The sequence below is a fragment of the Streptomyces sp. NPDC091271 genome, from assembly GCF_044757505.1.
In the GTDB taxonomy this organism is placed as follows: Bacteria; Actinomycetota; Actinomycetes; order Streptomycetales; family Streptomycetaceae; genus Streptomyces.
Window position 1 is genome coordinate 459,421 of the sequence record NZ_JBIVVD010000002.1, and the last position, 16,973, is coordinate 476,393.

The window sequence follows — 16,973 nt, forward strand, 5'->3', positions numbered from 1 at the left end:
GGTCAGCGGGTCACCGTCCACTTCTGTGCAGGGACACCTGTGCAGGTCGCGATCTGCAGCCGGGTGCCGTTGGCGGTGTTGGCTCCGCTCACGTCGAGGCACTTGTCCGCCTGGGGGTTCACGATGTCCCTGGCCGCCGGTGTCGCCCACTGCTGTGCCGCCGAACCGTTGCAGTCGTACAGCTGCACCGGGGTTCCGTCCGCCGTGCCCCCGGACGTCACGTCCAGGCACTTGCCCAACGCCCGGATCGTGCCGTCGCCACCGACGGTCCACTGCTGCGCTGCCGTACCGTTGCAGTCGTACAACTGCACCGCCGTACCGTTCACAGCCGAGCCGGCCGCCACATCCACACACTTCCCCGCCAGACCGGTGATGGGTCCTCCGCCGCCGCCCGGCTGGCCGCTGTCTGAGCTGACCCGGACGTAGTCGACGAGGAGCTGCTGCGGGAAGGACGTGCTCGCGTCGGGGTCGCCGGGCCAGTAGCCGCCGACCGCCAGGTTGAGGATCACGAAGAACGGCTTGTCGAAGACCCACTGCCGTCCGCCGAGGTCGGCGGGGGTGCGTCGCTGGTAGACGGTGCCGTCGACGGTCCAGGTGATGGAGTTCGGGCTCCAGTCGACGGCGAAGGTGTGGAACGCGTCGGCGAACGCCTGTCCTCCGGGCAGGGTGTAGCCGGCGCCTATGCCGCCGCTGCCGGAGTAGCCGGGGCCGTGCAGCGTGCCGTGGACGGTGCCGGGCTCGAAGCCGACGTTCTCCATGATGTCGATCTCACCGCTGTTGGGCCAGCCCACCTGGCCGATGTCGTTGCCGAGCATCCAGAAGGCGGGCCATATGCCCTGCCCGCGCGGGATCTTCATCCGGGCCTCCACCCGGCCGTACGTGGTGGTGAACTTGCCGGCCGTGTTCAGCCGGGCGGAGGTGTACTCGCACCGCCCGTACCAGCACTGGTAGTTGCCGGGGTTCTCCTTGCGCGCGGTGATGACCAGGTTGCCCTGGCCGTCGAGGGCGGCGTTGTTGCTGCCCGCCGTGTAGTACTGCCGTTCGTGGTTGCTGACGTTGTCGCCGGTCTCGATCTGCCACTTGGAGCCGTTGACGGCGGACCCGGCCGGACCGTCGAAGTCGTCCGAGAACGTAAGGGCGGCGGCTGCAGGGGCGGCGGCCGGGGTCACCGGCGCCGGTGCGCTCTGCGCCGGGACGGCGACCAGCGAGGCGAGGCCGAGCGCCATGACGAGGGACAGAACCAGACGCCGAGGCGAACGCGGGGAACTCATGCCTTCTCCCTTCGGGGAGCGTGATGGACTGACGCGCGCATGTCAGATCCGGGCGAGTCGGGCAGGCACCACATCGAACACTCCCCGTACGCCCCCCGAACCGAGCGGAAGGGCGGGCGAAGGGGGAAACACTTAGTTCACCCCTTGATGTAAGGAGGGAACACGGAGCGTGTCAAGGGTTTGGTATAGACCGGAGATACGTACGCCGGAGCGGCTCCGGAGATCAGCACGGCAACGCCCCCACGACACCCGCCGCACACCGCCCTCCCGAACTATGGTGAACACCGAGCACGGACGTATGAGGAGGGACACGATCGACACCGCCGAAATGGGCCGGCCCCCGCTGGACCCCGCCAGCGTCCTGAACGCGAAGAACACCCTCTTCGAGCTCCTCGGCCGCGCGGGAGTGTTCCGGGGCGAGGCGGAAGAACTGATCGCGCTCGTGGAGGCCGGCGCCGTCGTGGACGCGTATGACGAGGCCGGGAAGGCGCGGAGCGCCCCGGCCGACTCCGAGGGGCCGTACGGCGCCGGCTGGCACGACGGCGCCCGGGCGGTCGGGGACGAACTCCTCCGCGTCGCCGAGCGGGCACTCGAGCGTGCCATCGGCCCGGCATCCGGCTCGGCAAGGAGCGCAGCCCAGGGCCATCACCTCGTCGGACGGGTGGACGTGGAGCGCGCGAAGGTCGCGGTGACACCGCTCTACCTCGTGTTCAGCGGCACCTCGGACCTCGACCCCGAGGTGTCGGACGAGGTCCTCACCGCGGTGCTCGGCACGATGAGCGTCGTGGGCCGGGTCGGGTACGCCGGGCAGCTGGAGCGATTCACCGAGCCCCACCGGCAGCGGCTGGACCGGCTGTACGCGCGGTTCGGACCGGGCAGCCACATCGCCGTCCACGGCCGTTACTCCCTCCTCCACTCCCCCACGAGCATCGCCGTGCTCGAACGCCTCGTCGGCGCGCCGGAGGCGCTCCGGGCGGAGTGGGAGCGGGCGGAGCTCCCGCCGGCGTGGCTGGAGGGACTCGCGACCGCTTGGCGCGCGTCGGAGGCCCCGGCCGGCTGACACGGGGCACCCGCGTGGTCCGCAGGTGCCCCGCTGCCTGATCCGAACGAAAGGCGTCAGCTCAGCGGTTCGATGCGGATGTCACGGAACCGCACCTTGTTGCCGTGGTCCTGGAGACGGATCGCGCCGGCCGAGGGGCCCTCCGGCGCGCCGGCACCGGTCGGTCCGTCGATCGCGACGTCGTCGTGGACCTTCTTGCCGTTCCACACCACCGTGACGCGCGCGTCGGCGGTCTTGCGGCCGCTGTCGTCGAAGCGTGCCGCACGGAAGGTGATGTCGTACTTCTGCCATGTCTCCGGGGCGGTGGCCGCGTTGACGTCCGGCGCCCTCTTCTCGTAGATCGCACCGGCCTCGCTCGTGTCGAGGGTGGTGTCACCGTACGAATCGAGGATCTGCAGCTCGTAGCGGTCCTGGAGGTAGATCCCGCTGTTGCCCCGGTCCTGGCCCGTCACCTCGTCCGGCAGCAGCGGCACCCGGAACTCCAGCCGCAGCCTGAAGTCCTGGTAGGCGTCCTTGGTGCGGATGTCACCGCAGCACACCTCCATGGACTGCTCGGCGGCCTGCGGCCATTCGACCGTCCGGCCGTCCGTGTGCTGCCACTGAGCCTGGGAGGCGGTGGTCCCGTCGAAGAGGGCGACAGGAGCTCCGCGCGGGCGCACGGTGATCAGGTCGAGGTTGACATGACCGGTGTCACCCGGGTCGAAGCGGTACGAGACGGTGTTCGGCCCCGCGTGCAGGCGGACCCGCTCGGTCTGCGTCGACCAGGCGTCCCAGGTGCCGGTGGAGGCGAGTTCCGTCTGTCTCACCTTCTTCCCGTTGACGTGGAGGGAGAGGGACTTGGTGCCCTGGAAGGGGTTGGGGCCGTTGGAGTAGCGCAGGTTCACGTCGTAGTCGCCGACCTTGGGGGCTGTCACGTCGAAGGTCGTTGCGGCCTGGCCCTCGGTGGCGTAGCGGTCGACAAAGCCGCTGCCCGAGTAACCGGTGTGGTCGGTGTGGATGCCTGCGGTGCCGGTGAGCCGTGCCTCCTCGGCCTCGTACAGCGTGGCCGGCGGCGGCTGCTTCCCCGGCAGGGCGTTGAGCGTGTACCAGGCCTCCGTGCTCCACAGGGTCTCGCCGGACTCGGCGGCGAAGGGGCGCGGTGAGCGGAGGTGTACGACGCGGTCGGGCTTGAGCCCGTGGAGACGCAGCCGCACGGTACGGCCGTCCTCGGAGAGGGTCGCCGAGCTCACGGCGAGCTGCTCCTCGGCGATCTTCGGGCCGCCGTAGTCGGACGTGGGCGTGTAGCGCCACTGCTCCGCCTGGTAGCGCGACGTCAGCTCCGCGGCGGTGGCCTCCGACAGGGGCTGGGTGTATTCCAGGTCGAAACCGCCGGGAACGGCACGCATCTCCTTGATGTCGAAGGTGTTGCCCCCGTTCGGTGTGAGTTTCTGCAGGCCGAACTTCAGCTTCCCTTCCTGGCCCCAGTTGCCGTCCGCGCCGAGACCGCCCGTGTATATGGCGCCGTCGGGACCCATGGTGATGCGGTTGACGCCGGCTTCGAGGCCCTGCGTGTAACGGAACACGGCGCCCTGGTACTGGCCCTTCACCTTCTCCAGGTAACCGCGCTGGAGCCCTCCGTAGGTGACATCGCCGAACAGCATCTGGCCGGCGAAGCGGCCCTCCGTCAGATACAGCGGCGTACTGGGAGAGTTGGCGATCTCGTTCTGCGGCAGCCAGAGCACCGGCTGGGTCACGGGCTGGTTGTCGAACGTGCCCGTCGGCTGGGTGTAGTGGTTGAAGAAGCGGTCCTGCTTGATCTGCACGAGCTTCGACGCGGGCAGCCAGCCGCCCTGGTTGTCGGTGGTGAAGATGGAGTTGCCGGGGCCCCATCCGATGCCGTTCGGGGTCCGCAGCCCGCCCGCGATCGCATGGATCCTGCCCGTCTTCTTGCTGACCTTGTACGTCGTGCCGCGGCCCTGCGCCGGCTGCGGGGTGGTGGTCGCGCCGCCGTAGTTGATGGCGACGGACAGGTTCACGTAGAAGTAGCCGTCACGGTAGAGCAGCCCGAACGCGAACTCGTGGAAGTTCCCGCCGTACGGCCAGGTGGCGACCGTGCGGTACTCGTCGGTGACGAAGTCCTTGTCGGTGTCGACGAGTTGCGTCAGTTCGTGTTTCTGCGAGACGTACAGCGAGCCGTCGACGTACTTGATGCCCATCGGCTCGCGCAGCCCCTCGGCGACCTTCGTCACCGTCACCTTGTCGCGGCTGGCGTCACCGGTGACGTGGTCGAGGAGGTACACCTCGCCCGTCACGTTCTCGGAGCCACCCCAGGTGGAGAGCGCCAGACGGCCGTCGGGCAGCCAGTCCATTCCGGTGACCTGTGGTTCGAAGCCGTCCGGGCGCAGATCGGTGAGGTCGAGGTCGGGGCGCACATCGGTGAGCGGAAGTCCGTCACCGGGGCTGTCCGCGCCGGATTCGCACTCCTTGCGGCCCGGCGCGGTGACCCGGACGACCCCCGCGTCGGTGCTCAGGGACTCGCTCGGAATGACGCCGAAGTCTGCCGCGCCCGGCGGCTTCCACGCGAGGGTCAGCTGCTGATCGCCCCCGCGCTCGAAGTAGTCGACGCGGAACGGGTGGGAGCCCGCGGTGAGTTGGACGGATCCGTCCTTGGGCTCGGCGCCGTGCAGACCGTCGTGGTCGATGACCTCCCGGTCGTCGACGGTCAGCCGGGAGCCGTCGTCGCTGTTGAGCCGGAAGGAGTACGTCCCGTCGGCCGGGACGACCAGGTATCCGGACGCCTCCGCCACGAAGTTGTCGGCGTAGCCGCCGAAGTCGTCGACCGTGGACCAGTCCACGGTGGGCATCAGCTTGTCGTGGTTGGGCGTCTGGCCCGGCTTGAGTGTGCACAGCTTGCTGAGTGGCACCTGGGTGTCGAAGACGCGCAGGGTGACGCCGGGTTCCTGGGGCGGGATGTCGTCGGGCGCGGCGGCGGCCGGGTGGCCGGCCCAGACGCCTCCCGCGAGGAAGGCGCCGACGAGCAGTGTGGTGAGCCGTCTTCGGGCACGTGACAACAGCCGTGGATGCATCGGTCCTCCAGCAGGGGGTGGCACTCCGGTCGGGCTGTACTGATCCGCGAATTAGCACTACGCCTACGGTGGCGCCGCCACGCTAGGGGACTTCTGCCGGGGAAGTCCATACTTTGTCATCTGCGAGTTCAAAGTTTCGCCCGCGCCTCCGCGACCCCGGAGGGTCCACTGCTGACGTCGCGTCAGGAGCCTGTCGCAGAGGCTGTCATGGTGTCCTGGCCTGCGTACGGGGCAGCCGTGTGGCCCCTGCAACGGCCAGCAGGCAGAAGCCGAGCACCCACCAGAACGTGTCGGCGAACGCCGAGGAGATGTCCTGGCCACGGGCGGAGAGCCGGCTCTGCAGGACCACGGCGAGCGCGGCGGTACCCACTGAACCGCCCACGGTGTTGAGCAGGTTAAGCGCCCCGGACGCGCGGGGCAGCTGTGCCGGCTCGATCCGGCTGTAGACGATGTTCATCACCGGCGCTCCGACCATCGCCATCCCGAGGCCGCGTACCGCGAGCGCCGTGGCGATCACGGCGTCCGGGATGCCGTGGCCGAGCTGGGTGAACGGAACGGTGCCCACGAGGACCAGGACGATGCCGGTCACCACCAGGGTCCGCGGCGCGACCTTGTCGATGGTGCGGTTGACCAGGACCGAACCGGCGGCCGCGCCCAGCCCCTGGGGGGCCAGGAGCAGCCCGGCCTCCCATGCCGAGAGGCCGCGGCCGGTCTGGAAGTACAGCGGCAGCAGGAACGTCGTGCCGAAGACCGAAGCGCCCAGTACGACCAGTGCGAGGGCGGCCGCGCCGAAGGGCGGCCGGGCGAAGAGCCGGGGGTCGACCAGCGGTGTGGCGCGGGTGCGTAGCCCGTGCACCGTAAAACCGGCCAGCATCGCGAGGCCGGCGGTCACTCCGACCGTGGCCGGAAGGGTGTGGTCGTTGGCCACCTCCGTCAGCCCATACACCAGCACGGCCAGGCCGGGCGAGAGCAGCACGGCACCCCGCAGGTCGAACGGCGTCCGCCGCGGCGAGGGCGGCACCGTGGGTACGTGACGGCGGGCGAGCAGAGCGGCGACCGCCCCGATCGGCAGGTTGACCAGAAACAGCCACGGCCAGGGCGCCACGCTGAGGACGGTGCCGCCCGCGAGCGGACCGAAGACCGGTGAGAGCAGCGGGACGACCGCGACGACGCTGATCACCCGGCCGGTACGGTTCGGTCCCGCGACGCGGGCCAGCAGTGCCTGCCCGGTCGCGGGCAGCAGCCCGCCGCCGAGGCCCTGGATCACCCGGAAGACGATCAGGCTGGTCACCGACCATGCCAGCGCGCACAGAAGCGAGCCGAGCAGGAAGACGCCCACGGCGGCGAGCCATGTCCGCTTGCCGCCGAACCGGTCGGCCAGCCAGCCGGACGCGGGCACGGCGGCGACCACGGCCAGGAGGTAGGCCGTGCTGACCCATTGGATCTCCGCGACCGACGCGCCGAACTCATCGGTCAGGGCGTCGATTCCGACGCTGACGATCGTGGCGTCCAGCGTGGCCATGAAGGTGCCGAGCACCAGGATGAACGCGACCCGCAGCAGCTGTCGGTCCACCCGCTCGACGGGAGGCGCGACGTCCTTGCTCATCGGCCCTCCAGGAGATCGAGCACGTCGGCGTCGAGGTGCTTGTCCAGGTTCCGGAGCAGGTCGAGCAGCTCCTCGGCGAGCCCGTCGACGTCCACGCCCGCCCGGTGGGCGAGCACGCCGGTCCAGCCGTCGCCGTCCGGCATGACCGTCAGGGTCGCCGGGTGGTGCGTGGCCTCGCGGAAGCGGGTCCCGACGACCGTGAGCCCCGGGGCGGGTTCACGGAGGCGTTCCGGGTCGACGGGGTAGTTCTCGAACACCACCATGCTGTCGAACAGCCGGTTCCGCCCGGTCAGCCGTTCAAGATCGGACAGGGCGACGTGCTGGTGCTCCACCAGGGCCCGCTGCCGGGTCTGGATGTCGGCCAGGGTGTCGGCGAGTGTTCCGGCGAGCCGCGCCCGTACGGGGACGGTGTTGGCCAGCAGCCCGATGATCTCCTCGACACCGTCCAGCTCCGGGGGACGGCAGGCGACCATGGCCCCGAAGCAGACGTCCGTCCGGCCGGAGCGCCTGGCGAGCAGCACCGACCACGCGCCCTGGACCAGCGTGTTGCGTGTCAGACCGCGGCCCGCGGCGAGGCGGCTGAGATCCGCCACCAGGGCGGCGTCGAAGTCGATGACCTCGGGTGCCTGCCATGCCGGGCCCGGCACGCCGTCGCCGAGGTGGTCGCCCTCGGGCAGGCCGTCGAGCTCTGCCTTCCAGAGCCCGAGGTCGGGCTCGTGGTCGGCGCACCAGCTCAGGTAGTCGGCGAACGGTACGGGGGCGGGCAACTCCGGGGCCACGCCTCGGACCCGCGCCGTGTAGAGGGCGAACAGCTCGATGAGGATGCGCGGGGCCGACCAGCCGTCGGAGAGGACGTGATGGGTGGTCAGGACCAGGTCGGAGCGCTCGGGGCCGCGCCTGATCACGGTCAGGCGCACCAGCGGGCCGGCCGTGAGGTCGAAGGGCTCGGCCAGGTCCCCGGCCAGCACCTCCTCGGCCGGCTCGTCGGTCACCCGGAAGTCCGGCCTGGGTGACATGGGGATCACCGCCAGGGCGGCGGGGAACACGGCGCCCAGGTTCGGGTGGCGGGCCAGCAGTTCGTCACCCGCGGTGCGCAGGGCGTCGGTGTCGAGCGGGCCGGCGAGGGAGAACGCCGACTGCACGGTGTACGGGTCGGGGTGCTCGGTGCGCGAGTGCCGCAGCATCACCTCCTGCAACGGGGTGAGCGGCTGTATGCCGGCGACCGGACGGTCGGGGCCGAGCGCGCTGATCTCCGGCGCGGCCGCGGTGCGCAGGAGCGCGGTCCGCAGATGTTGACCCAGATCCTCGATCTCGGCGGCGGTGAAGAGCGCGGACGGCCAGGTGATCCGTACTCCGAGCGTGTCGTCGCGTACGAGGGCGTTGACCATCAGGCTGTGCGGAAGGGGCATGGCGTCGGAGCCGCCCGAGCCGAGCGGGTCGGCGTCCGGGGGTGCCTGCCACGGCGTCTCGTCCTCCGGGGCGCCGGGGTACTGGCCGAGGTAGTTCCAGGCGACCTCCGGTTCCACGGGGTCCAGCAGGCCCGCCGCGGTGAGGATGCCGTGGCCGAGGCCGTCGCCCTGCGCGCGCAGCCGCTCCCTGACGGCCTTGACGTCGTCGTCCGGGTCGAGCAGCACGGGGTGGACTGCGGTGAACCAGCCGACGGTCTGCGACAGGTCGATCTGCCGGGGGCGGCCGTGGCTCTCCAGCGCGACCAGGAGCCTCCGCGTCCCGCGCCAGTCCCGTACCGCCCGGGCGAGCGCCGTCAGCAGCACGGCGTCCGGGGTGGTGCGGTAGGCGGCGGGCAGGGTCGTGATCAGGGCGCGCGTCGATGCGGCGTCGAGCCGGATCTCGTGGTGCGTCGCCGTGGCCACGGTGTCCCGGGCGGGGTCGAGCGGGCGGGTGAGGGCCTGTGCGGCGCTCATCCGCTGCCAGTGCGGCAGTTCGGCGCGCCGGTCGGCGTCGTGCAGTGAACGCGCCCAGCCGAGGAACGACTCGCCGTGCCGGGCCAGTGCTCCACCGGAGTAGGCGTGTTCCACGTCGTCCAGCAGGACACGCCAGGACACTCCGTCGACGACCAGGTGGTGGGCGATCAGGACGAGTCGGCCCGGCCTGGCCGGCCCGGCGTCCACCCATACGGCGCGCAGCAGCGGACCGTTGCGCGGGTCCATCGTGCCCCGGGCCGCCTCGGTCCCGGAGTCGCACGCGGCCCGCGGGTCGTCCGCCGCCGTCACGCGGGTCAGTACGTCGGCTCCGGTGACCGTGCCGACGGGTGGGATGCGCAGCACGTCCCCGGCCAGACGGGCGCGCAGCACGTCGTGCCGGGCCAGGAGCGTGTCGAGCACGCCCCGCCAGGTCGTCTCGTCGCCGCCGGGCGGGACGCAGATCTCCACCCACTGGCAGAACCCGTCCGCGGCGGCCCCCGCACGGCGCAGCAGGTCCCGCATGACCGGGGTCAGCGGCGCGTCCCCGACCGCGGGTGCGTCGCCGGTGTCGAGGTCCCGGGCCCGCGCCGCGATGCCGGCGACGGTCTCCCCCTCGAACACGTCGCGCGCGGCGAGTCCGAGCCCTTGGCGCCGGGCGCGCGAGACCAATTGCAGCGCGACGATGCTGTCTCCGCCGACGGCGAAGAAGTCGTCGTCGAGGCCGACGTCGTCGGTGCCCAGGACGTCCCGGAACACCGCGAGCAGCAGCGCTTCGGCTTCGGTGGCGGGTTCACGCCGTGCCGCGGACGTGATCTCGGGGGCAGGCAGTGCCGAGGTGTCGAGCTTGCCGCTGGGGCTCAGCGGCAGCCGGCCGATCGGCACGAGCGCCGTCGGCACCATGTGGTCGGGCAGTTCCCCGGCCAGGTACTCGCGCAGTCGCGCGGTGTCGAGGTCGGCGTCGTCGGTGGGGATGACGTAGCCGACGAGCCTGCCCTCCCGCATGATCACGGCGCAGGCGCGGACATCGGGATGACCGGTGAGGGTGGTCTCGATCTCGCCCAGTTCGACGCGGAATCCGCGGATCTTGACCTGGTGGTCGGCGCGGCCGAGGAACACCAGCTGCCCGTCCGGCCGCCATCGCACCAGGTCGCCCGTGCGGTAGATCCGCTCCCCCGGCGGGCCGAACGGGGAGGCCACGAACGTCGCGGCGGTCAGGCCGGGACGGCCGAGGTAGCCGCGCGCCAGGCTCGGCCCGCCGAGGTACAGCTCGCCCGTCACGCCGACGCCGACCGGCTGGAGCCCGCCGTCGAGGACGTAGGCGCGGACGTCGGGGTCCGGGCGTCCGATCGGGAGGGGTCCGGTGTCCTGCGGGTCGTACCGCCAGGTCGTGGAGTTGATCGTGACCTCGGTCGGCCCGTAGGCGTTGAACAGTGCCCTGCGGCCCTCGCCCCAGCGCCGCGCCAGCTCGGGGTCGAGGCGCTCGGCGCCGACGACGAAGAACACGTCGGGATCGACGGTGCGGTCGTCGGGCATGGCGGCCAGGAACGAGGGGAGCAGGTTCACTCCCGTCACCCGGTGCTCGGCGATGTAGTCGAGGAGTTCGTCGCCGGGGACGCGCACCTCCTCGGGTGCGATCACGGACGTGCCGCCCGAGAGCAGGGGCACCATGGTCTGCCAGAACGCGACGTCGAAGCTGGTCGACGCGAAGTGCAGGTACCGGTCGTGCTCGGTGACGCCGACGACCTCCTCCTGGAGCGCGATCAGGTCGGGCACGCCCCGGTGGGTCACACCTACGCCCTTGGGGCGCCCGGTGGTGCCGGAGGTGTAGATGACGTAGGCGAGCGCGTCGTCGGTGAGCGCGGCGCGTGCCTCGGCCGGGTCGGTGTCCGGCGCCGACGCGAGCGTGGCCGGGTCGTCGAGCCGCAGCACCGGGAGCTCGCGTGCGACGGGCAGTTCGGCGCCGGTCGTCACGACGGCGGCCGGTGCTATGTCGTCGAACATGTAGGCCAGCCGCTCGCGCGGGTAACTCGCGTCCATCGGTACGTACACGGCGCCGGCCTTGGCCACGCCGAACAGCGCCACGGTCATCTCGATGTCGCGTCCGAGCAGGACCGCCACCGGGTCCTGGGGCCGTACGCCGCGCGCGATCAGCGCGTGGGCGAGCCTGTTGGCCTGTGCGTCCAGTTCGGCGTAGCTGAGACTTCGGTCCCGGCAGACCAGCGCCTCGGCGCCGGGCTTGCGGTCGACCCAGGCGGCGAACTCGTCCAGCCAGTGGCCGCGGGCCCCGGCGGCGGTGATCTCGGTTCCGGTGCGGAGCATCCGCGCCCGCTCGTCGGTGTCGAGCGCGGGCAGCCGGATCGCGGGCCGTGCGGGGTCGTCGACGATCTCCCGCAGGAGGTTGCGCAGCCAGCGGCCGTAGTCGCGTACGGCCGACGCCTCGAAGGCGCGTGGCTGGTGGCCGAGGCCGATGGTGATCTCGTCGTCGGGGATCACGATGACGGTCAGCGCGTAGTGCGTGGCGTCGGTGATGTCCACCCCGGCCAGGTCGAGTCCGGGGGTGAGCGGGGTGCGCTTCCGGCTGGACAGCGGGAAGTTCTCCATCACGAGCATCGTGTCGAACAGTTCGCCGATGCCCGTGGCCCGCTGGATCTCGGGGAGACCGAGGTGGTGGTGCTCGGCCAGGGCGACGCTCTCGGAGTGCACCTGGGCCATGAGCTCACGGGCCGTCATGTCCCTGCTGTGCCGGACGCGTACGGGGATCGTGGTGCCGAGCTGGCCGATCATCGACTCGACTCCGTCGACCTCGGCGGGCCGTCCGGAGACGGGGCAGCCGAACACGACGTCGAGGCGTCCGGTGAGCCTGCCCAGCAGCAGTCCCCACGCGGTCTGGAGGACCGTGGTCAGGGTGACGCCCTCGTCACGGGCGAACGCGCGCAGCCGGTCGCTGAAGTCGCGGCCCAGTCCGATGGTTTCGCGGCCCGGGCGCTCGATGCCGGTCTCGGTGCGCGCGGGTGCCAGCCGGGTCGCGTCGTCGACGCCGGCCAGGGCGTCCTGCCACGCGGCGAGCGACGCGTCCCGGTCCCGGCCCGCCAGCCACCGGAAGTACTCCGACAGCGGCTGACCGGCGGGGGCGGCGGGCCCCCCGCCGAGCTCGGCGTAGATGGCGAGGAGGCCCCGGCCGACGAGCGGCATCGACCAGCCGTCGAGCAGGGAATGGTGGTTGGTGATCACCAGCTTGTGCTCGGCGGGCCCGACACGGGACAGCAGGAAGCGGACCAGCGGTGGCCTGCTCGGGTCGAACGGGCGCTCCAGATCGGTGCGAGCGGCCTCGGGAAACCGGTCGTCCTGCCGCCAGTCCAGGGTGACGTCGGCGGGGATCACCTGCACCACGTCGTCGCCGGCCGTGCCCAGGTACACGCGCAGAGCGGGGTACCGGCGCAGCAGTTCGCGTGCGGCCTCCGCCATGCGCTCCGGGATCAGCTCGCCGACCAGGGTGGTCACGGCCTGCACGACGTAGACGTCGGTCTCGTCCTCGTCGCGGACCAGGGTGTGGAAGGACAGCCCGACCTGGAGCGGTGTGGCGGGCAGTACGTCGGCGATGCGGCCGGTGCGTTCGAGGGCGTCGATGGCTGCCTGGTCGAGGTCGACCAGGGGGAGGTCGGACGGGGTGAGCCCGCCCCGGGTGTGGAGCGCGTGCTCGGTCAGGGTGTCCAGGGCCGCGGCCCAGGCTGTCTGCAGGGCCGCCACGACGTCGGTGCCGAGCACCTCGGTCGCCGCGGTCCACTCGACGGCGAGGCGGGGCACGTCTCCCTCGTGGACGAAGCAGTTGAGGACCAGGACCTGTTCCAGGGCCTTGGCGCCGGGCTCGATCACCGAGAAGGCGTCGTGTTCCGGCAGACGCCATCCGGTCGCGGACAGTGGGGCGAACCGGCCCAGGTAGTTCAGCAGCACGTCCGGGGGCGGGGTGGCCGAGAGCTCGGCTCCTGCCTCCGGGTCGAGGTGCCGCAGGACGCCGTATCCGATGCCGGCGTCGGGGACGTGGCGCCGGGCCTCCTTGGCGGCGCGCAGGGCACGGCCCGCGTCGTCGGAGGCGGGGACGCGCACGGGGTACTCGCTGGTGAACCAGCCGACCGTGCGGGAGAGGTCGAGGTGTTCGCGGCCGTGGCCCTCCATGGAGACCGTGATGTCGTCGCCGGGCAGGCCCCAGCTCCGCAGGGCGAGCGTGAGCGCCGCCAGCAGCACCTCGTCCACTCCGGCGCGGTAGGCGGCGGGCAGCGTCGTCAGCAGTGCCTCGGTGGCCTCGGGCGAGGCCACGGTGACCGAGCTGTGGGCGGTCGAGACCGTGTCACGCGCCGGGTCCAGCGGCCGGGTGCCGAGCCGGGACGAGGTGGCGAGCGCGGTGCGCCAGTGGTCCAGTTCGCCACGTCGCGCGCCGGTCGCCCCCTGTTCGGCGAGCAGCAGGGAGTGCCGCCGCCACGAGGCTCCGACCGGGTCGAGGGCGCCGCCCGTGCACGCCGTGTGCAGGTCGGGCAGGAGGACGCGCCAGGACACGCCGTCCATGGCGAGGTGGTGCACGACGACGACGAGGCGGTCCGCGGTGTCGTCACCGGTGCGGAGCAGGGCCGCCCGCAGGAGGTCGCCCGTCCTGGGGTCGAGTTCTCCCGCCAGTCGCCGGGCCAGAGCGGTCGTGTCCTCGCCACGCACCTCGTCCACGACGGCCCGTACCGTGCCCCGGGGCAGCACCTCCAGACCGTCGGCCACCCGAAGACGCAGGGCGTCGTGGTGGTCGAGCACGGCCTGCACGCCGGTGACCAGGGCGTCGCGGTCCAGTTCGTCGACGCTCAGCGCGGTCCACTGGGCGTATCCGGCGACGACGTCCACATCGGGATGCGGGTCGAGCAGGCCGCGTACGATCGGCGGCGCGGGCACGGCTCCGGCCGGGTCGTCCACCGGCTCGGGGACGTCCTGCAGCAGCTCGGCGGAGGCGGCCAGGGCGGCGAAGCTGCGGCGCGCCAGCAGGTCTCGCGGCCGCAGACCGAGGCCCACGGCGCGCAGCCTGCTGCTGACGGTGATCGCGGTGATGCTGTCCCCGCCGAGGGCGAAGAAGTCGTCGTCCACGCCGACCCGTTCGACGTCGAGCGCGTCGGCGAGCACGGCGCAGAGCAGGCGCTCCTGCTCGGTGCTCGGTCCCCGTCCGCCGCCTGCGGCCGCGGGCGCGGGCAGGGCGGCGCGGTCGAGCTTGCCGTTGGGCGTCACGGGCAGTTCGGCGAGCACCACCACCGCCGCGGGCACCATGTGGTCGGGCAGCCGCTCGGCGAGGTTCGCACGCACCGCGTCCCCGGTGGCCGAGGCCGACACGACGTAACCGACCAGCCGGGACGAGAGCACCCTGGCGGCGGCCGCCGTGACCCCGGGCACCGCCGCGAGAGCCGCTTCGACCTCGCCGGTCTCCACCCGGTGTCCGCGGATCTTGACCTGTCCGTCGCCCCTGCCCCCGTATTCGAGGCCCCGGCCGAAAACCCATCGGGCCAGGTCGCCGGTGCGGTACATACGATCGCCCGGCCCGCCGAACGGGTCGGCGACGAAGCGGTCGGCGGTGGCCCCCGGCCGGCCGAGATAGCCGCGGGCCAGGTGCGGCCCTGCCAGGTACAGCTCGCCCGTCGTGCCGTAGGGGACGGGTTGCAGCGCACTGTCCAGCACGTAGGTCCGGGTCCCGGCGAGCGGGTGGCCGATCGTCGGCTCCCCGTCGTCGATCCGGGCGGTGGTGCTGTCGACGGTGGCCTCGGTCGGGCCGTAGATGTTGCGCGCGTTCGTCCCCGACCCGGCGACCTTCCGCCAGAGCGCGGGCGGGGTGGCTTCCCCGCCGAGGACCAGCAGCGTCGGACGCAGGTCCAGCAGACCGCCCTCGATCAGCGGCGCGGCCATCGACGGCGTGGTGTCGACGATGTCGATGCCGTCGCGGGTGTACGCGGCGAGCAGGGCGTCGGCGTCGCGGATCGTCTCGGCGTCGTAGACGTGAAGTTCGTGGCCGCACAGCAGCCACACCAGGTGGTCGAACGCGGAGTCGAAGGCGAACGAATAGGTGTGAGCGGCGCGCAGCCGCCTGCCCGCGGCCTGCTCGGCCTCCGCGACGACCGTGGACCGCTGGTGGTGCAGCAGCGCGGCCAGACCGCCGACGCGGCCGAGCACGCCCTTGGGCCGTCCGGTCGACCCGGAGGTGTGGATCACGTAGGCCAGGTGCTCGGGATGCCGGGGCGCGGCCAGTTCACCGGCCGCCAGGGGCGCGCCCGGAAGAACGGCGGCCTCCGCGAGCAGGGTGTCCCACGGCAGCCCGTCGATCGCGCCGGAGGTCACCACCAGCGCGGGGCGGGTGTCGTCGATCAGCTCGCGCAGTCGCTCGGGCGGGTACGCGGCGTCCAGGGGCAGGAACGCCGCGCCCGCGTCCAGCACGGCCAGCAGGGCGACGACCGAGTCGGCGGAGCGTGGCAGCGCGAGCGCGACGACGTCGTCGGCCCCGATCCCGCGGGCACGCAGGGCGCGGGCCAGCCGGTGCACCCGGTCCGCGAGGTCCGCCGCGGTCAGCCGGTCCTCACCGCAGACCAGGGCCGTACGCCCGGGTCCGGCGGCGGCCATCGCGTCGAACGCGGTGGGCACGTCCACGGGGGTGCCGGGCAGCGGGGGCGGGCACCAGGCCTCCATGAGCCGGTCCACGTCACCGGTCATGGCGATCCGCCCGACGGGCCTGCCGTCGACGAGCGCGGTCAGCAGGGTGCGCAGCCCGGACAGCAGACTGTCCACCGCTGCCTGGTCGTTGGTCCGCGCGTCGACCTCGAAGCCGAGCAGCAGCCCGCCGTCCCGGGTCGGCAGGACGCTCAGGCCCATGTCCTCCGGAGGGCCTCCGGCGACGTTGCGCATGACACCGCCGGCCCCGGCGAAGTCGATCGCCAGGTCGAACGCCTTGAGGTTGATCCCGCGTCCGTGCAGCAGAGCGCCGGCGCCGGGCACGCCGAGGTCCTGCGGAAGGTCCTCGCCCCGGTACCGCTGGTGCTCGCGCATCTCGCGCATCGCGGAGGCCACCCGCCGGCTCAGGTCGCCGAGTCCGTCGCCGCCGCGAACGGTGACTCGCAGCGGCAGTACGTTGACGGCCATGGCGGGCGTACGCAGCTCGACGGAGCCGGCCCGGCACATCAGCGGCAGCGCGAACACGACGTCCGTGCGGGCCAGCATGCGGTGCAGGAAGGCGGCGTACCCGGCGATCAGCGCCTCACCCCAGGTGACGCCCTCGGTGTCGGCGAACGCGCGCAACCGGGCCGTCTCCTCGGGTGTGAGGACGGTACGGGCGGTGAGGGTGCGGTCGGGGGCGCCGACGGCGGCGTCGGGGCCGTCGAGGGAGCCGAGTTCGGGCAGCGGGGTGAACCGCTCGACCCAGTACGCCCGGTCCTCGGCGAACCGGTCGCTGTCCCGGTAGGCCTGGTCGGCGGCGACGAGGGCGGCGAAGCTGCCGAACGTCGACCTGGCGGGCTCGTTCCCCCGCACCAGGGCGGTGTAGCGGGCGCCGGTGCGGCGGGCGAGCATCGCCGCGGTGTAGCCGTCGAAGACCAGGTGGTGGCCGAGCTGGGTGTACCAGACCTCCCGGTCGGAGAGCCGGATGACGGTACGTGAATAGAGCGGCCGGTCCACCATCCCCCGGCACTGCTCGGCCGCCCGCGTCCGCTCGGCGTCGACCAGTGCCTGCGCGGCGGCCACGGGGTCGGCCGCTCCCCTGACGTCGATCACCTCGGGAGGCTCGACCGGCTCCTCGCTGACCGCCTGGCGGGGCCCCTCGGGGGTGTCGTACACCCGCAACCGCAGCGTCTCGGCCTCTTCGGTGGTCGCCCGGACCGCCTCGACCAGCGCCTGGACGTCGACCGGCTCGCCGCCGGATATCTCCACGACGTCGCCGACCACGTAGTACGGCGAGTCCGGCTCCAGACGTTGCGCGTTCCAGATGCCCAACTGGGCCCGGGTCAGGGGGAGGAGGCCGCCGGAGGAGACGCTTGCGGTGCTCAA

5 protein-coding genes are annotated in these 16,973 nt (G+C 72.3%); 1 reads left to right on the forward strand and 4 read right to left on the reverse strand.

Annotated features, from left to right (window positions below):
- Positions 1–2: 2 nt before the first annotated feature.
- Positions 3–1,271, reverse strand: a complete 1,269-nt coding sequence (locus ACIQM3_RS09520) for a family 16 glycosylhydrolase (RefSeq protein WP_401621163.1) — start codon at positions 1,269–1,271, stop codon at positions 3–5.
- A gap of 298 nt (positions 1,272–1,569) precedes the next feature.
- Here ACIQM3_RS09520 and ACIQM3_RS09525 point away from each other — a divergent pair, with 298 nt between their 5' ends.
- Positions 1,570–2,331, forward strand: a complete 762-nt coding sequence (locus tag ACIQM3_RS09525; RefSeq protein WP_401621166.1) for a hypothetical protein — start codon at positions 1,570–1,572, stop codon at positions 2,329–2,331.
- 56 nt (positions 2,332–2,387) lie between these two features.
- Here the strand turns inward: ACIQM3_RS09525 and ACIQM3_RS09530 are convergent, their stop codons facing one another.
- The 3 genes from ACIQM3_RS09530 to ACIQM3_RS09540 form a co-directional block, all read right to left on the reverse strand.
- Positions 2,388–5,396, reverse strand: a complete 3,009-nt coding sequence (locus tag ACIQM3_RS09530) for a family 16 glycoside hydrolase (protein WP_401621169.1) — start codon at positions 5,394–5,396, stop codon at positions 2,388–2,390.
- 205 nt (positions 5,397–5,601) lie between these two features.
- The gene (locus ACIQM3_RS09535; protein ID WP_401621172.1) at positions 5,602–7,002 is read right to left on the reverse strand and encodes an MDR family MFS transporter; all 1,401 of its coding nucleotides are present in this window, start codon (positions 7,000–7,002) and stop codon (positions 5,602–5,604) included.
- On the reverse strand, positions 6,999–16,973 hold the full coding sequence (locus ACIQM3_RS09540) for an amino acid adenylation domain-containing protein (RefSeq protein WP_401621174.1): 9,975 nt from the start codon (positions 16,971–16,973) through the stop codon (positions 6,999–7,001). Before ACIQM3_RS09540 ends, ACIQM3_RS09535 begins: the two co-directional genes overlap by 4 nt.

What these genes read in the sequence shown, in the direction of transcription:
- ACIQM3_RS09520 (WP_401621163.1), bottom strand. Translation starts at nt 1,271, where the DNA reads ATGAGTTCCCCGCGTTCGCCTCGGCGTCTGGTTCTGTCCCTCGTCATG.
- ACIQM3_RS09525 (WP_401621166.1), top strand. Translation starts at nt 1,570, where the DNA reads ATGAGGAGGGACACGATCGACACCGCCGAAATGGGCCGGCCCCCGCTG.
- ACIQM3_RS09530 (WP_401621169.1), bottom strand. Translation starts at nt 5,396, where the DNA reads ATGCATCCACGGCTGTTGTCACGTGCCCGAAGACGGCTCACCACACTG.
- ACIQM3_RS09535 (WP_401621172.1), bottom strand. Translation starts at nt 7,002, where the DNA reads ATGAGCAAGGACGTCGCGCCTCCCGTCGAGCGGGTGGACCGACAGCTG.